We start from the raw sequence: 13939 nt of genomic DNA, 5'->3' as shown, positions 1-13939 counted from the left end.
CAATGCTCTGAGATCGAGGAGCGAGAATTCATGGCCGATCTTATCGTCGTCTACTGGCGCGACATCCCTGCCCAGGTCATCGTCAAGAAGGGCCGGCAGAATGCCAAGCGCGAGCTGCCGCTGCGCTTCACCGAAGCCATCGACATGTGCGCCATGCGCACCGGCGCCGGCGGCACCGACGACTATCTGGCCGAATGGCGCAAGGCCGATCCGGTTCCTGTCGGCGACGATCTCGAAACCGAGGTCGAAAAGGCTTTCCAGGACCTCGATACGAAATATGACCGAGAGAGACTGGTCGCTCTGGTCAAAGCGGGCGGCAAAGAAAATGTCTGAGACCACTCCTGTCAAAAACGATGGGCCGACGGTTACCCAGGCCACCCTGGTCAAGAAGGCAGCGCCGAAATCCGACTACAAGCCGGCCGACGTGTCGCCGCAGCGGCGCGTGCAGCGCTCCTTCGCGGTGAGACTATGGTCGATCCGGCATTCGCGCCTGCTCGAATGGTTCTATTCCCGTTTCGCCGACATGTTTCTGCTCCTCCACCCTCTGTGGAAAGGCATCGGCTACGGTCGCGTCGAGGCTCCGATCAAATTCGTCGAGAAGCGCGTCAAGGGTTTCATGTTCGACTGCCGCATGTGCGGCCAGTGCATCCTGTCTTCGACCGGCATGTCATGCCCGATGAATTGCCCCAAGCAACTGCGCAACGGCCCCTGCGGCGGCGTGCGCGCCAACGGCAATTGCGAGGTCGAGCCCGATATGCCCTGCGTCTGGGTCAAGGCCTGGGAAGGCTCGCAGAACATGGTCAACTCCGACAAGATCCTGGCCGTGCAGAAGCCGGTCGACCAGTCGTTGCGCGAGACCTCCGCCTGGCTGCGGGTCACCGCGCAGGCGGCCGCCGCCCGTGAGACCGCGGCCGCGCCAAAGACCGGAGCCGCCACATGAGTGCCCGTCAGCGCGACGAGAACCCGGCCGGCATTCACCTGCCGCTCGACCCCCTGCCCGGCCATTCGTCCCGCGGCCGCCTCGAGCGCGTGTTGCGGCGCGGTGAATTCGCCGTGACGACCGAGCTCAATCCTCCCGACAGCGCCGATCCCGAGGACGTCTACAACAGGGCCAAGATCTTCGACGGCTGGGTCGACGCCATCAACGCCGTCGATGCCTCCGGCGCCAACTGCCACATGTCCTCGGTCGGCATCTGCGCGCTTTTGACCCGCATGGGCTATGCCCCGATCATGCAGATCGCCTGCCGCGACAAGAACCGCATCGCCATCCAGGGCGACGTGCTGGGCGGTGCTGCCATGGGTGTCGCCAACATGCTGTGCCTGACCGGCGACGGCGTGCAGGCTGGCGACCAGCCCGGCGCCAAGCCGGTGTTCGACCTCGATTCCATGTCGCTGCTCGAAACCATCCGCATCATGCGCGACAACGGCAAGTTCCTGTCCGGCCGCAAGCTGACGACGCCGCCGCAGGTCTTCCTCGGCGCTGCCGTCAACCCGTTCGCGCCGCCCTTCGACTTCCGCCCGATCCATCTCGGCAAGAAGATCGCCGCCGGCGCGCAGTTCGTGCAGACGCAGTATTGCTTCGACGTGCCGATGTTCAAGACCTTCATGCAGAAGGCGCGCGATCTCGGCCACACCGAAAAAGTGTTCGTCCTGTGCGGCGTAGGCCCGCTCGCCTCGGCCAAGACCGCCAAGTGGATCCGCTCCAACGTGCCGGGCATCCACATCCCGGATGCCGTCATCAAGCGGCTGGAAGGCGCGCAGGACCAGAAGAAGGAAGGCAAGCAGCTCTGCATCGACATCATCAACGAGGTGAAGGAAATCCCTGGGATCTCGGGCGTCCATGTGATGGCCTACCGCCAGGAGGAATATGTCGCCGAGATCGTCGATGAATCGGGCGTGCTCAAGGGCCGCCAGCCCTGGAAGCGCGAAATCCGTCGCGACGACCAGATGGTTGCCGACCGGCTCGACCACATCCTGCACGACGAGATTACCGAAACCCAGGTGGATATGGTCAAGACCGCGCATTGATCCGCGCGGAGGACCACCATTCGCTTGATCGAGAAGAGATAACGATATAAAGAACTCTTTATATCACGACGGAGAGATTTCATGACCCGGACCATCGTTGCCTCGGCGACACGAGAAATCATCATCGGCTTCGACCAGCCCTTCTGCGTGATTGGCGAGCGCATCAACCCGACCGGCCGCAAAAAGCTCGCCGCCGAGATGGTGGCCGGCAATTTCGAGACCGTCATCAAGGACGCGCTGGAACAGGCCGCCTGCGGCGCCACCATGCTCGACGTCAATGCCGGCGTCACCGCCGTCGACCCCAACGCGACCGAACCGGCGCTGCTGGTGCAGACGCTCGAGATCGTCCAAGGGCTCGTCGACCTGCCGCTGTCGATCGATAGCTCGGTCACCGCGGCGATCGAGGCGGCGCTCAAGGTCGCCAAGGGCCGCCCGCTGGTCAATTCCGTCACTGGCGAGGAAGAAAAACTCGAAGCCATCCTGCCATTGATCAAGAAATACAACGTCCCGGTCGTCGCCATCTCCAATGACGAGACCGGCATTTCGATGGATCCGGACGTGCGCTTCGCCGTCGCCAAGAAGATCGTCCAGCGCTGCGCCGATTTCGGCATTCCCGCGCACGACGTCGTCGTCGACCCGCTGGTCATGCCGATCGGCGCGCTGGGTGACGCCGGCCGCCAGGTATTCGCGCTGCTGCGCCGCCTGCGCGAAGAGCTCAAGGTCAACACCACCTGCGGCCTGTCCAACATCTCCTTCGGCCTGCCGCACCGCCATGGCATCAACGCCGCCTTCATCCCGATGGTGATCGGCGCAGGCATGACGAGCGCCATCATGAACCCGGTGCGTCCGCAGGAAATGGAAGCCGTGCGCGGCGCCAATGTGCTCAACGGCACCGACGAGAACTGCACCAACTGGATCAGGACCTACAAGGACTACAAGCCGGCCGAAGGCGGCCATGCGGTCGCGGCGCCGACGCAGGTCAATGCGCCAGGCGACGGCGCTGCCAACGGTGGCCGCCGCCGCGGCGGCCGTGAAGCCCGCATGGCTCGGGGGTAAGCGCGCAATCGTGAACCGGACTGCAAACCACGCTGGACCGATCGCATCATCGATGCGGTCGGACCCGCCTGCGTTGCGGTCAGGCGACGCCCAATATGGCGTCGAACAACGCCATTCCCGCCCACGATCCGAATATGCCTGTCACGCCGCCTATGACGAAGTCATCGTCATAGGCGGGCCACAGCCCGTGCAGCAGCAGCACCGCGACGATCGCGCCGAGAATTCCGGTGGCCAGATATTGCGGATTGCGCAGCCACGGCCCCTTCAGCACCCGCACCATGGTAAAGGCGGTAAATATGCTGGACAGCAGGAGATCGGACATGATTGGCCTCTGGACCATCAGACACTCCGCCCAATAATGAAACGATCCGTTAAACGGTATCGACAATCCCTTCCGAGACACGTGTACGCATGAACTCGCCTGCCAACATTACCGATCCACTCGTGCTGTTCATGCCGTCGGGCAAGCGCGGGCGGTTTCCTGTCGGCACGCCGGTGCTCGATGCCGCGCGCCAGCTCGGTGTCTATGTCGAGAGCGTGTGCGGCGGCCGCGCCACGTGCGGGCGCTGCCAGATCGAGGTGCAGGAAGGCAATTTCGCCAAGCACAAGATCGTCTCCTCCAACGACCACATCTCGCCCAAGGGACCGAAGGAAGAGCGCTACGAGCGCGTGCGCGGCCTGCCTGAGCGGCGCCGCCTCTCCTGCTCGGCGCAGATCCTCGGCGACCTCGTCATCGACGTCCCGCAGGACACCGTCATCAACGCGCAGACCATCCGCAAGGATGCCGACACCAGGGTGATCGCCCGCGATACGGCGATACGCATGTGCTATGTCGAGATCGAAGAGCCCGACATGCACAAACCGCTCGGCGACCTCGACCGGCTGAAGATCGCGCTGATGAAGGATTGGGGCTTCAAAAACCTCGAATTCGATTTCTACCTGCTGCCGCAGGTGCAAGGCATATTGCGCAAGGGCAACTGGACCGCGACCGCCGCCATCCACAAGGATGCCGACAGCGACATCGCGCGCGTCATCGCCTTGTGGCCTGGCCTCAAGAACGAGGCCTACGGGCTGGCCTGCGACATCGGCTCGACCACCATCGCCATGCATCTGGTGTCGCTCCTGTCGGGCCGAGTCGCCGCCTCGTCCGGCACCTCGAACCCGCAGATCCGCTTCGGCGAGGATCTGATGAGCCGCGTCTCCTATGTGATGATGAACCCGGACGGCCGCGAAGGCATGACGGTGGCCGTGCGCGAGGCGATCTCCAGCCTCATCGACAAGGTGTGCGCGGAGGGCAATGTCCAGCGCAACGACATTCTGGATTCCGTATTCGTCGGCAATCCGATCATGCACCATCTGTTCCTCGGCATCGATCCGACCGAACTCGGCGGCGCCCCCTTCGCGCTCGCCGTCTCGGGCGCGGTGCGGATCAAGGCCTCCGACATCGGCCTCAAGCTCAACCAGGGTGCGCGCCTCTATATGCTGCCCTGCATCGCCGGCCATGTCGGCGCCGACGCGGCGGCGGTGACGCTGTCGGAAGGCCCGCATCGCCAGGACGAGATGATGCTGATCGTCGACGTCGGCACCAATGCCGAGATCGTGCTCGGCAACCGTGCGCGGGTCGTGGCGGCCTCCTCTCCGACCGGTCCGGCTTTCGAAGGCGCCGAAATCTCCGGCGGCCAGCGTGCCGCGCCCGGCGCCATCGAACGCGTGCGCATCGATCCCGACACGCTGGAGCCCAAATACCGCGTCATCGGCTCGGAACTGTGGTCCGACGAACCGGGCTTCCTGGAAAGCGTGCAGGCGACCGGCGTCACCGGCATCTGCGGCTCCGGCATCATCGAGGTGGTGGCGGAAATGTATCTTGCCGGCATCATTTCCGAGGACGGCGTGGTCGACGGATCGCTGAGTGCACGCTCGCCGCGCGTCACCGCCAATGGCCGTACCTTCTCCTATGTGCTCAAGGAAGGCGAGCCGAAGATCACCATCACCCAGACCGACGTGCGCGCCATCCAGCTCGCCAAGGCCGCACTCTATGCCGGCACCAAGCTGTTGATGGAAAAGCAGAATACCGACCATGTCGACCGCATCCACTTCGCCGGCGCCTTCGGCTCCTTCATCGATCCGAAATACGCCATGGTGCTGGGCCTGATCCCCGATTGCGAGCTCGACAAGGTTTCCGCCGTCGGCAACGCCGCAGGTGCTGGTGCGCGCATGGCGCTCTTGAACCGCGGCTATCGCCGCGAGATCGAGGAGACGGTGAGCCAGATCGAGAAGATCGAGACCGCGCTGGAGCCGAAATTCCAGGAGCATTTCGTCTACGCCATGGCGCTGCCCAACAAGGTCGACCCGTTCCCGAAACTGTCGGCGGCCGTGAAACTGCCGCCGCGCAAGACGGTGAGCGAGGACGGCATCGCCGGCGACGCCACGCCGCGCCGGCGCTCGCGCGAAGGCCACGCGGCGAGGCGTGGCCGCGAATAGACGCGACCTTCACAGGCCGTCTCCAACCTCAAACTCATTTGCATGCAAATGTTTCCGGATCGACCGATCCGGAAACCGAAACACTGTTTTCGCGAAATCCATCCGATACATGGCAGGCGCATTTACCCCGCATCGAACGGCGGCCGAAGATATTCCTCGGTCGTCGCCGTTCTTCAAGGGAGATGAAAATGTCGATGTTCGAAAATCTCGGCCGCTTCGGTGTGACCATCAGGCAGAACCACGCCAGGAACAAGGCGATCCGCGCGCTGAACAGCCTGCCGGCGCATGTGCAGAAGGACATTGGCTGGCCGGCATCGCCGCCCAGCGATCCGCAGGCCGCGCTCACGTCGCTGCTTCTGGGCACGGCGCGCTGATGACCTTTGCCGACAAATGCGAATTGCTCGGCAGGCGCCGGGGATCTCGGAAATCCCCCGTCGCCACCAGCAACCGGCTGCGCGCGGCCCTTTTGCCGCGCCGCTGACGGCGGCGCGGATCACACCGCCGTGTGGACAGAGCGCAAATCTTGACATTTCGGGCGAGCGTACGATCTTCGGAAATAGTGGAGGTTTCTCTTAGTCGGCTGCAGCCGAAGTTCGTGTATCCGCATGCCAAGTTTCAAAAGCCACATCGTGTCCTTCGTGCTCAGGTACAGCCGCAAGAAGGCGTTTGCCAGTCCGGAAAACCTGAAGCGCTGGATCGCGGCCGCACGCAAGACCGAGGATCACCATCCGCCGGCCTCGCTGCATCAGCGTTTCGACATCCAGACGCGCACCGTCGACGGCTTTCCCGTCTACGAAATCGCCCCAAGAGGTGACGAGCAGAAGCGGATTCTCTACCTGCATGGCGGGGCCTATGTCTTTGAAATCACGCCCTATCACTGGCACCTGATTGCCGACATGGCCGACCGGCTCGGCCATGGCATCACGGTGCCGATCTATCCCATCGCCCCGGAGCACGATTTCCACGCCATGTTCGGCATGGTCGGCGACGTCTATCGCCAGATGCTCGACGAGACCGAGGCGGAAGACATCGTCTTCATGGGCGATTCCGCCGGTGGCAACATGGCGGTGGTGCTGACCATGATGGCCGCGGAAGAAGGCTTGCCCCTGCCCTCGCACCACGTGCTTATCTCGCCCGGCCTCGACATGTCGCTTTCCAACCCCGATCTGTTCGAGGCCGAGCGCAACGATCCCTGGCTCGGTATTCCCGGCGGTCTCGAAGCGATCCGGATGTACAGCGCCGGCATCGATCGCAGCGACTGGCACATCAGCCCGATTTACGGCGACCTGTCGGTGCTGCCGAAAACGCTGCTCTTGACCGGCTCGCGCGATCTCTTGACGCCCGACAATCTGATCTTCGCGCAAAAGGCGCGGGAAGCGGGTGTCGAGGTTGATGTCGTCCACGAGGAAGGCATGTTCCACGCCTGGCCGTTGATCGACATGCCGGAATCGCGACGTGCGCGACAGCGCATCGTCACGTTCCTCGGCGAGAGCCGCTCACCGGTCAGGCAAGACAGGAAAACGAGGTCTCAAGCGCCCTCCGCCGAGGCGGCGGCGGAGTAGCGCTTTCGATCCGGCGACAGATCAGAACTTGCCGGTTTCCCGGAACACTTCGAAGGTCGCGCGGATGTGGTCGGCGACGGCCTTGACCGGCGCGCTGGCGTCCGGCGCCACCACCATGGCGAGGTTGTAGGTGCCGATATCGGGCATGCCGTCCTTCGGGCAGAGTTCAACCATATCGTTGCCGAGGAATGATCGCGGCAGCGGCGCGACCGCGAGGTCGGCCATGATCGCGGCACGCTGGCCTGCCGTATGCGCGCTCATATAGGCGACGCGGTAGTTGCGGCCCTCGCGTCCCAGCGCTTCGAGCGCGCCGGCACGCCAGGCGCAGCCCTCTTCCCACAGCGAAACCGGCAAGGGCTCGCGCAGATGCGCGCAGCCGCCCTTGGCGCCTGCCCACACGATCGGCTCGGTCAAAAGCACTTCGGCGCCGAGTGCGCTGGTCTTGTAGGAGTTGGTCAGAAGCGTGATGTCGAGCGCGCGGTCGTCCATGCGCCGGCGCAGATTGCTGCTCTGGTCTATGGTGACGTCGACGGCGATCGAGGGATGCGACTGCGCGAAACGCTTCAGCACATGCGGCAGCACGCGCTCGCCGTAATCATCCGGCGAGCCGAGCCGCACCACCCCGACAATCTCGGGAATGATGAACTTCGACACCACCTCGCGGTTGATCGACAGCAGCCGGCGGGCATAGCCGAGCAGCATCTCGCCGTCCGTGGTCAGCGATACGGAACGCGCATCGCGCGCGAACACCGAACGGCCGAGAATGTCCTCCAGCTTCTTGATCTGCATGGAGACGGCGGACGGTGTGCGGAAGACGGCATTGGCGGCGGTGGTGAAGCTGCCGGTCTCGGCAATCGCCACGAAAGTGCGCAAAACGTCGAGATCGAGGAGCGGCAGCGGATGATTGAGCGGGGCGTTCATGGGAAGCGACCTTCAATTTTTCTGATACAAAGCATCATTCCATTTCGTTTGATTGAACACCGGATCAGGAGGATAGTCAACTCCATCGATTGAGGTTGCTGCCACAAGCAGCCACGAAACGACCACGTCACAGGCCTGCAATCGACATGAAATGGGGTTGAAACACGCCGCGTGTAAGCCCCCACATCAAAGGCCGGAATGTCTCCGGCCCGGCACCTAAGGAGAATGAAATGTCTATCCTCTCGTCCCTCGGTCGCATCGCGACTGAATTCAGCGCGGCACGCGCCCGCTACCAGACCGAACGCGCCATCCATTCCCTGCCGATCGAATTGCAGAAGGATATCGGCTGGCCAGAAGCCGCCGACACCAAGACCGGCATTCGCAACGGCGTCGGATCCTGGGCTGGAGCAAAGTAAATCGTGTGTACCCTGTGCTGAAGGCCTGCCGCGCAGCCCGCCGGCAGGCCTTTTCTATTTTATTTGCGTTCAAATGATTTCCTAAGCCATGCCGCCGCTGCATGGCGCATATGAACAAGCCGCATAGCGGCCTGTTTTCGAACTAACTTCCTGTAAACAATCGCAAATCCTAGGCACCTTGCCCAAATTTGTCGCAATCCGTGTCGCATTTCATATCAAGTGCTTCGTTTTTGCGATTTAGTTTTACGCAACACAAGCCTATATCACCGCCAGCAAACGAGCTGCCCCACTCCATCAAGCGAAGGCGACCCGTCTGAGCAACCGATAGGAGATGATGATGAAGCTTTTTGCCCGCCTCTTTACCCGCCGCGAAATGAACCTGACCACCGCTCTCGAGCGTCAGCGCCTTGCCAAGACCATGCCCGGCCAGACCGGTGCGATGGCTGCGGCGCGCCTCGGCTTCGTCGCCTGACCATTTTCCAGGCAGCGTCTCCCTGCCGCTGCTTCACGAACTGTAACGCCGCCTGGCTCCAGCCACGGCGGCGTTTTTGTCTTGCTTTGTACATTTTGCCTGTCGCGTGAACAGTTGATGCAGCTCCCCTGAGCACTGCCGCACAATGATTGCCCATTTGCGACCCATGTCGCAAATTTTGTCTCACTGAGGCAGCGCAGACGATTGACAGCCAAGGTTTTTCCTGATGTCGCTATGCTATTCGCGACATCCTGTTCGCGCCATGGCCAGGTGAGGTTCCCGTGAACGCCATCAAGCATCCGATCAAGCGATCGTTTGTCTTTTTCCTTGTCCCCGATTTCACCATGATCGCTTTTGCGACCGCACTCGACCCGCTGCGCTCCGCCAACCGCATGCTCGGCTACGAGGCCTATCGCTGGCGGCTGGCCAGCATCGACGGCAAGCCGGTGCGCGCCTCGAACGGCGTCGAATGCGCGGTCAACACCTCGCTGGAGGAAGAGCGCAAGAAGATGGCGGGCCCCGACCGGCCCAACATGGCCATCGTCTGCAGCGGCATCGATGTCGAGCGCTACCATAACAAATCGGCCTTCGCCTGGCTGCGCGAGGAGTATAATCGTGGGGTCGCCGTTGGCGGCCTGTGCACCGGCGCGCACATCCTTGCCGCCGCCGGCCTCCTGTCCAACAAGCGCTGCGCCATCCATTGGGAAAACCTGCCGGGCTTTTCCGAGGCGTTCCCGAAGGCCAATGTCTTTGCCGACCTCTTCGAAGTCGACCAGAATATCTATACCTGCGCCGGCGGCACCGCCGCGCTCGACATGATGCTGAAGCTGATCGGTGACGATTTCGACGAGAGCCTCGTCAACCGGGTCTGCGAACAGGTGCTGACCGATCGCGTGCGCAGCCCGACCGACCGCCAGCGCCTGCCGCTGCGCGCCCGTCTTGGCGTGCAGAACTCGAAAGTGCTGACCATTATCGAGCTGATGGAAGGCAATCTCTCCGAGCCGCTGTCGCTGATCGAGATCGCCGACCATGTCGACCTGTCGCGTCGCCAGATCGAGCGCCTGTTCCGCACCGAGATGGGTCGTTCCCCTGCCCGCTACTATCTGGAGATCCGCCTCGACCGCGCCCGGCATCTGCTGATCCAGTCCTCAATGCCGGTGGTCGAGGTGGCGGTCGCCTGCGGCTTCGTCTCGGCCTCGCATTTCTCGAAGTGCTACCGCGAGCTCTACGCCCGCTCGCCGCAGCAGGAGCGTGTCGACCGCAAGCAGTTGCTGGCGGCCTGATCGCCGGATCAGGCCTCGGCCGGCTGCGCCTGTGCCGTGCGCATCGCCTCGACCCGGATGTCCTCGGTCAGCCGCGCTTTCAGCGCCGAGAATTCCGGGCTGGTCTTCAGCGTGTAGTGGCGCGGATGCGGCAGGTCGATGGCGACATCCGACTTGATGCTGCCGGGCCGCGCCGTCATCACGATGACGCGCGAGGCCATGAAGATCGCCTCCTCGATATCGTGGGTGACGAACAGCACCGTCTTCTTGCGCCGCTCCCAGATGCCGAGAAGCAGCTCCTGCATCAACCCGCGCGTCTGGTTGTCGAGCGCGCCGAACGGCTCGTCCAGCAACAGGATCTCGGGATCGTTGGCGAGAGCACGGGCGATCGCCGTGCGCTGCTGCATGCCGCCGGAAAGCTGCTTCGGCCAATGATTTTCAAATCCCCTCAGCCCGACCAGATCGACATAGGAGGCGACGATGTCGTCCCGCTCCTTCGGCGCCATGCCGCGTTCGCGCAGGCCAAAGGCGATGTTCTCAGTTACCGTCAGCCACGGGAACAGCGTGTAGGACTGGAAGACCATGCCGCGATCGGGTCCCGGCCGCGTCACGGCCTTGTCGTCGAGCAGCGAGCGGCCTTCACTGGGCGCCTCCAGGCCGGCGACAATTCTAAGCAGTGTCGACTTTCCGCAGCCGGACGGCCCCAGAATGGTGATGAAGTCGTTGGCGGCGACCGCCAGATCGATCGGCATCAGTGCCTTGACCGGCGGTCCGCCACGCACGCCGGCAAAGGTGCGCGAGACGCCCTCGATGAGAAGCTTGCTCACGCCAGGCTCCATGGAAAGAGCCAGCGGTTGAACGCCTTGAAGGCGAAGTCGGACAACAGCCCGATCAGCCCAATGACGATGATGCCGAAAATGATCTGTCCGGTCGCCAGCCGCGACTGGCTGTTGATGATCATGTAGCCGATGCCGGAGGACGAACCGATCAGCTCGGCGACGATGACATAAGTCCAGGCCCAGCCGAGCACCAGCCGCAGCGTCTCGGCGATTTCGGGCGCGTTGGCCGGCATGATCACCCGTTTGACGATGCCGTTGCTCGTCGAGCCCAGCGTATAGGCGGCCTCGACCAGATCGCGTCGCGTCGAGCCGACCTTGACGGCGATGATCAGGATGATCTGGAACACCGAGCCGACAAAGATGACCAGCAGCTTTTCCAGTTCGCCTATGCCGGCCCACAGGATCAGCAGCGGAATGAAGGCCGAGGCAGGCAGATAGCGGGCGAAGGAGACGAAGGGTTCCAGGAACGCCTCCACCGGCTTCCAGGCGCCCATGGCAATGCCGATCGGCACGGCGACGACCGAGGCCAGCACGAAGCCGCCGAAGACGCGCCAGATGGTGATCAATATGTCGAGCCAGAAGCGGTCCTCGACCAGCAGCCGCCAGCCATCCCTGAGCATTGATAGCGGATCGGCGAGGAAGATGCGGTTGACGTGGCCGCCAAGCGTGATCCAGGCCCAGAAGGCAATAAACAGCACGAAAAAGGAAATGCCGAGCACGGTTCGCAGGCTCGGCGAGACTGGATGCAAGGGGCGCATCTTCACATCGTCCCCATCAAATGGTCACGTGTCGAGGAAAGAGCGGCGGCGCCGGACGCCGCCGCACGATGGGCAAAGGTCGGACGATCAGTTCGCCACCGCGCTGGTGTCGGCCAGCGTGGCGACGTCGGGCGCTTCCTTGATCAGCCCCATCTGCAGCAGCAACTCGCCCGCGGTCTTGGAAAAATCCTGGAATTCCTTGGTGAAGAACTGCTGGTTCTCGGCCTTGTCGGCCCATTTCAGGTACTTCGCCGAATCCTCGAATTCCTTGGCCGACTGCTTCACGTCGGCGCCCATGATCTCGTAGGATTTCTGCGGATCCTTCTTGATCAGGTCGAGTGCCTCGAAATAGCTGTCGGCGAGCGCCTTGGCGGCGTCGGGATTGGCCTTGAGGAACTCGGGCGTGCAGCCGACCGTGTCGAGCACCATCGGATAGTCGAGCGTGGTCGCCAGTATGTGGCCCTGGTCGGCCTTGTCGCGCACGGCCGAGATGAACGGCTCATAGGTGACCGCCGCATCGTTCTGGCCGGCGAGGAAGGCTTGCGCCGCCGCGTCCGGCTCCAGATTGACGACCGTCACGTCCTTGGTCGACATGCCGTTCTTGTTCAGCACCCATGCGAGCAGGAAATAGGGCGACGTGCCCGGGGCCGAGGAGGCGACGTTCTTGCCCTTGAGATCGGCGACCGTCTTGATGTCGTTGCGCACGACGATGCCGTCGGCGCCATAGGATTTGTCGAGCTGGAAGATCTGCTTGGTGGTCACCCCGCTGGCGTTCCACACCAGCCACGTCTCGACGGTGGTGGCGGCGCATTGCAGGTCGCCGCTGGCGATGGCGAGCGGACGGCTGGCCTGCGGCACCTTCTTCAAGGTCACGTCGAGGCCGTGCTTCTCGAAGAGGCCTGCCTGCTTGGCAAGCGTCAGCGGTGCGAAGCCGGTCCAGCCGCTGATGCCGATGGTGACCGATGTGGCGGCCATCACCGGCGCGGACAGACCGGCGGCAAGCGTCAAAGTCGCGGTGAAAGCGGCGATTCTGTTCATGTCGGTTCCCCTTTTGTTTCTCTGGGCGAAATTGTTCACAGACGCCTGTCGGCTTGTCAATCAACAGGAACGTGTTCGGCTGCTGCCAGCAGGCTCGCCTCACCACTTGCGTTGGACAGAATTGAAGCCCTGCCCGTGGACAGTCGCCGCAACGGCGCTCGGCCGAAGAGCTGCGATCGGGTCGGTCGTCACCGTTGGTTGGCTCGCTCGGCTCAGCGGCTGTCGAGCATCCAGTTGCGGTTTCGCCACATTTTCTCGCCGATCTGGCAGTCGGCGGCGGGCTTGTCCTGCGCCAGCACCACCGGCGGATGATCGGCCTCCTCCGCCGCCCATTGCGGTGAGGTCGGGCCGGCAAGCTCCAGCACCAGTTTGCGGCGAATGGCTTCGGGAAATTGCGTCCAGTCGTTGACCGGGATCATGAAGGCGCCCGGGCCGCCGATGACGCAGTCGCTGTAGTAGCGGTCAAGATCGTTGACGTCGTAAGCGCCGGAAAGGCCACCCCGGGTCATCAGCGGCAGGCCGTTGATGACGATGCCTTGTCTGACCACGCCGTCGCGGGTGAGATTGACCGGAGCGCCCTGGTTGTTGGGCCCGTCGCCGGAAATGTCGATGACCCGCTTGGTCCCCTGGTAGCCGCTTTCGGCGAACAGATCGCTGCCGAATTCCAGCGCGCCGGAGATCGAGGTGCGCCGCGCGCTGTTCGGCGGCTGCGCCGACAATTGCGCGACCACCCGCTCCGCGTCGGCTCGGGTTGCGATGACAGTCCATGGCACGATGACGCGTTGCCATGTGGTGCCGGCCCATTCGACATAGGTGACGGCGATCTTGCCATGGGCGCCATCGGCGATCGCCTGCAGCACATTGTCATGCGTCAGCGCCGCCGCGTAGCCATGGCGCTGGATCTCGAGCTCGTCCGCCGACATCGACAGCGAAACGTCGACCGCCAGCACCAGCTCGACATCGACCGGCTCATCCGCGCGAGACCTCGGCGTCAGCGAAAGCATCAGAGCCAGCGCGGCGCAGCCGGAAAGCAGATGTCTCGCGCGCGATAAAGCAGACATGCCACAAGGGTAAGCGAAAACCGCCCGCTTAAAAAGACAAAAGCC

Annotated in this window: 16 protein-coding genes; 10 read left to right on the top strand and 6 right to left on the bottom strand. The window is 63.2% G+C overall.

Annotation, left to right across the window (positions count from 1 at the left end; translation table 11 throughout):
• Positions 1–30: 30 nt before the first annotated feature.
• The 4 genes from CK226_RS02505 to CK226_RS02490 all read left to right on the top strand — a co-directional run bounded on the left by CK226_RS02505 (position 31) and on the right by CK226_RS02490 (position 3084).
• Positions 31–333 carry a virulence factor gene (locus CK226_RS02505; protein WP_095772947.1) on the top strand — a complete coding sequence of 101 codons (303 nt, stop codon included), beginning with the start codon at positions 31–33 and terminating at the stop codon, positions 331–333.
• A complete protein-coding gene (locus tag CK226_RS02500) occupies positions 326–940 on the top strand; it encodes a methylenetetrahydrofolate reductase C-terminal domain-containing protein (protein ID WP_095772948.1) in 615 nt (204 codons plus the stop codon). The genes CK226_RS02505 and CK226_RS02500 overlap by 8 nt, the downstream gene beginning before the upstream one ends.
• Positions 937–2028: a methylenetetrahydrofolate reductase gene (locus CK226_RS02495; RefSeq protein WP_095772949.1), complete on the top strand. Its 1092-nt coding sequence runs from the start codon at positions 937–939 to the stop codon at positions 2026–2028. Before CK226_RS02500 ends, CK226_RS02495 begins: the two co-directional genes overlap by 4 nt.
• An 81-nt stretch (positions 2029–2109) precedes the next feature.
• A complete protein-coding gene (locus CK226_RS02490; RefSeq protein WP_095772950.1) occupies positions 2110–3084 on the top strand; it encodes a methyltetrahydrofolate cobalamin methyltransferase in 975 nt (324 codons plus the stop codon).
• A gap of 79 nt (positions 3085–3163) precedes the next feature.
• Here the strand turns inward: CK226_RS02490 and CK226_RS02485 are convergent, their stop codons facing one another.
• Positions 3164–3424 carry a hypothetical protein gene (locus CK226_RS02485; RefSeq protein ID WP_095772951.1) on the bottom strand — a complete coding sequence of 87 codons (261 nt, stop codon included), beginning with the start codon at positions 3422–3424 and terminating at the stop codon, positions 3164–3166.
• A 71-nt stretch (positions 3425–3495) separates the two neighbouring features.
• On the opposite strand from CK226_RS02485, the gene CK226_RS02480 reads away from it, so the two are divergent.
• The 3 genes from CK226_RS02480 (at position 3496) to CK226_RS02470 (ending at position 7127) form a co-directional block, all read left to right on the top strand.
• Positions 3496–5565, top strand: coding sequence for an ASKHA domain-containing protein (locus CK226_RS02480; RefSeq protein WP_095787430.1), 2070 nt, complete (start codon positions 3496–3498; stop codon positions 5563–5565).
• A gap of 188 nt (positions 5566–5753) precedes the next feature.
• Positions 5754–5939, top strand: coding sequence for a hypothetical protein (locus CK226_RS02475; protein WP_027046953.1), 186 nt, complete (start codon positions 5754–5756; stop codon positions 5937–5939).
• Positions 5940–6170: 231 nt separating this feature from the next.
• Positions 6171–7127 carry an alpha/beta hydrolase gene (locus tag CK226_RS02470; RefSeq protein ID WP_095772953.1) on the top strand — a complete coding sequence of 319 codons (957 nt, stop codon included), beginning with the start codon at positions 6171–6173 and terminating at the stop codon, positions 7125–7127.
• A 21-nt stretch (positions 7128–7148) separates the two neighbouring features.
• Here the strand turns inward: CK226_RS02470 and CK226_RS02465 are convergent, their stop codons facing one another.
• Complete coding sequence (locus CK226_RS02465; RefSeq protein WP_010910020.1) at positions 7149–8048, bottom strand: LysR substrate-binding domain-containing protein; 900 nt, start codon at positions 8046–8048, stop codon at positions 7149–7151.
• Positions 8049–8278: 230 nt separating this feature from the next.
• Between CK226_RS02465 and CK226_RS02460 the strand changes: the two genes are divergently transcribed.
• From CK226_RS02460 to CK226_RS02450, 3 genes are all read left to right on the top strand, one after another.
• Positions 8279–8464, top strand: a complete 186-nt coding sequence (locus CK226_RS02460; protein ID WP_095772954.1) for a hypothetical protein — start codon at positions 8279–8281, stop codon at positions 8462–8464.
• Between the two features lie 337 nt (positions 8465–8801).
• A complete protein-coding gene (locus CK226_RS35975) occupies positions 8802–8936 on the top strand; it encodes a hypothetical protein (RefSeq protein WP_095791071.1) in 135 nt (44 codons plus the stop codon).
• Between the two features lie 281 nt (positions 8937–9217).
• A complete protein-coding gene (locus CK226_RS02450; RefSeq protein ID WP_095772955.1) occupies positions 9218–10219 on the top strand; it encodes a GlxA family transcriptional regulator in 1002 nt (333 codons plus the stop codon).
• A gap of 8 nt (positions 10220–10227) precedes the next feature.
• On the opposite strand, the gene CK226_RS02445 is transcribed toward CK226_RS02450, so the two are convergent.
• The 4 genes from CK226_RS02445 to CK226_RS02430 all read right to left on the bottom strand — a co-directional run bounded on the left by CK226_RS02445 (position 10228) and on the right by CK226_RS02430 (position 13894).
• Positions 10228–11025, bottom strand: coding sequence for an ABC transporter ATP-binding protein (locus CK226_RS02445; protein ID WP_095791070.1), 798 nt, complete (start codon positions 11023–11025; stop codon positions 10228–10230).
• On the bottom strand, positions 11022–11795 hold the full coding sequence (locus CK226_RS02440; RefSeq protein ID WP_095772956.1) for an ABC transporter permease: 774 nt from the start codon (positions 11793–11795) through the stop codon (positions 11022–11024). Before CK226_RS02440 ends, CK226_RS02445 begins: the two co-directional genes overlap by 4 nt.
• An 87-nt stretch (positions 11796–11882) precedes the next feature.
• Entirely contained in the window at positions 11883–12833 is a 951-nt protein-coding gene (locus CK226_RS02435) for an ABC transporter substrate-binding protein (RefSeq protein WP_095790921.1), read from the bottom strand.
• Between the two features lie 212 nt (positions 12834–13045).
• Entirely contained in the window at positions 13046–13894 is an 849-nt protein-coding gene (locus CK226_RS02430; RefSeq protein WP_095790920.1) for a DUF1194 domain-containing protein, read from the bottom strand.
• Between the last annotated feature and the right edge of the window lie 45 nt (positions 13895–13939).

The organism is Mesorhizobium sp. WSM4311 (genome assembly GCF_002295115.1).
In the GTDB taxonomy this organism is placed as follows: domain Bacteria; phylum Pseudomonadota; class Alphaproteobacteria; order Rhizobiales; family Rhizobiaceae; genus Mesorhizobium.
This window is presented reverse-complemented; position numbering and strand designations above follow the sequence as displayed.

What these genes read in the sequence shown, in the direction of transcription:
- CK226_RS02505 (WP_095772947.1), top strand. Translation starts at nt 31, where the DNA reads ATGGCCGATCTTATCGTCGTCTACTGGCGCGACATCCCTGCCCAGGTC.
- CK226_RS02480 (WP_095787430.1), top strand. Translation starts at nt 3,496, where the DNA reads ATGAACTCGCCTGCCAACATTACCGATCCACTCGTGCTGTTCATGCCG.
- CK226_RS02475 (WP_027046953.1), top strand. Translation starts at nt 5,754, where the DNA reads ATGTCGATGTTCGAAAATCTCGGCCGCTTCGGTGTGACCATCAGGCAG.
- CK226_RS02440 (WP_095772956.1), bottom strand. Translation starts at nt 11,795, where the DNA reads ATGCGCCCCTTGCATCCAGTCTCGCCGAGCCTGCGAACCGTGCTCGGC.
- CK226_RS02495 (WP_095772949.1), top strand. Translation starts at nt 937, where the DNA reads ATGAGTGCCCGTCAGCGCGACGAGAACCCGGCCGGCATTCACCTGCCG.
- CK226_RS02485 (WP_095772951.1), bottom strand. Translation starts at nt 3,424, where the DNA reads ATGGTCCAGAGGCCAATCATGTCCGATCTCCTGCTGTCCAGCATATTT.
- CK226_RS02465 (WP_010910020.1), bottom strand. Translation starts at nt 8,048, where the DNA reads ATGAACGCCCCGCTCAATCATCCGCTGCCGCTCCTCGATCTCGACGTT.
- CK226_RS02460 (WP_095772954.1), top strand. Translation starts at nt 8,279, where the DNA reads ATGTCTATCCTCTCGTCCCTCGGTCGCATCGCGACTGAATTCAGCGCG.
- CK226_RS02435 (WP_095790921.1), bottom strand. Translation starts at nt 12,833, where the DNA reads ATGAACAGAATCGCCGCTTTCACCGCGACTTTGACGCTTGCCGCCGGT.
- CK226_RS02470 (WP_095772953.1), top strand. Translation starts at nt 6,171, where the DNA reads ATGCCAAGTTTCAAAAGCCACATCGTGTCCTTCGTGCTCAGGTACAGC.
- CK226_RS02500 (WP_095772948.1), top strand. Translation starts at nt 326, where the DNA reads ATGTCTGAGACCACTCCTGTCAAAAACGATGGGCCGACGGTTACCCAG.
- CK226_RS35975 (WP_095791071.1), top strand. Translation starts at nt 8,802, where the DNA reads ATGAAGCTTTTTGCCCGCCTCTTTACCCGCCGCGAAATGAACCTGACC.
- CK226_RS02490 (WP_095772950.1), top strand. Translation starts at nt 2,110, where the DNA reads ATGACCCGGACCATCGTTGCCTCGGCGACACGAGAAATCATCATCGGC.
- CK226_RS02430 (WP_095790920.1), bottom strand. Translation starts at nt 13,894, where the DNA reads ATGTCTGCTTTATCGCGCGCGAGACATCTGCTTTCCGGCTGCGCCGCG.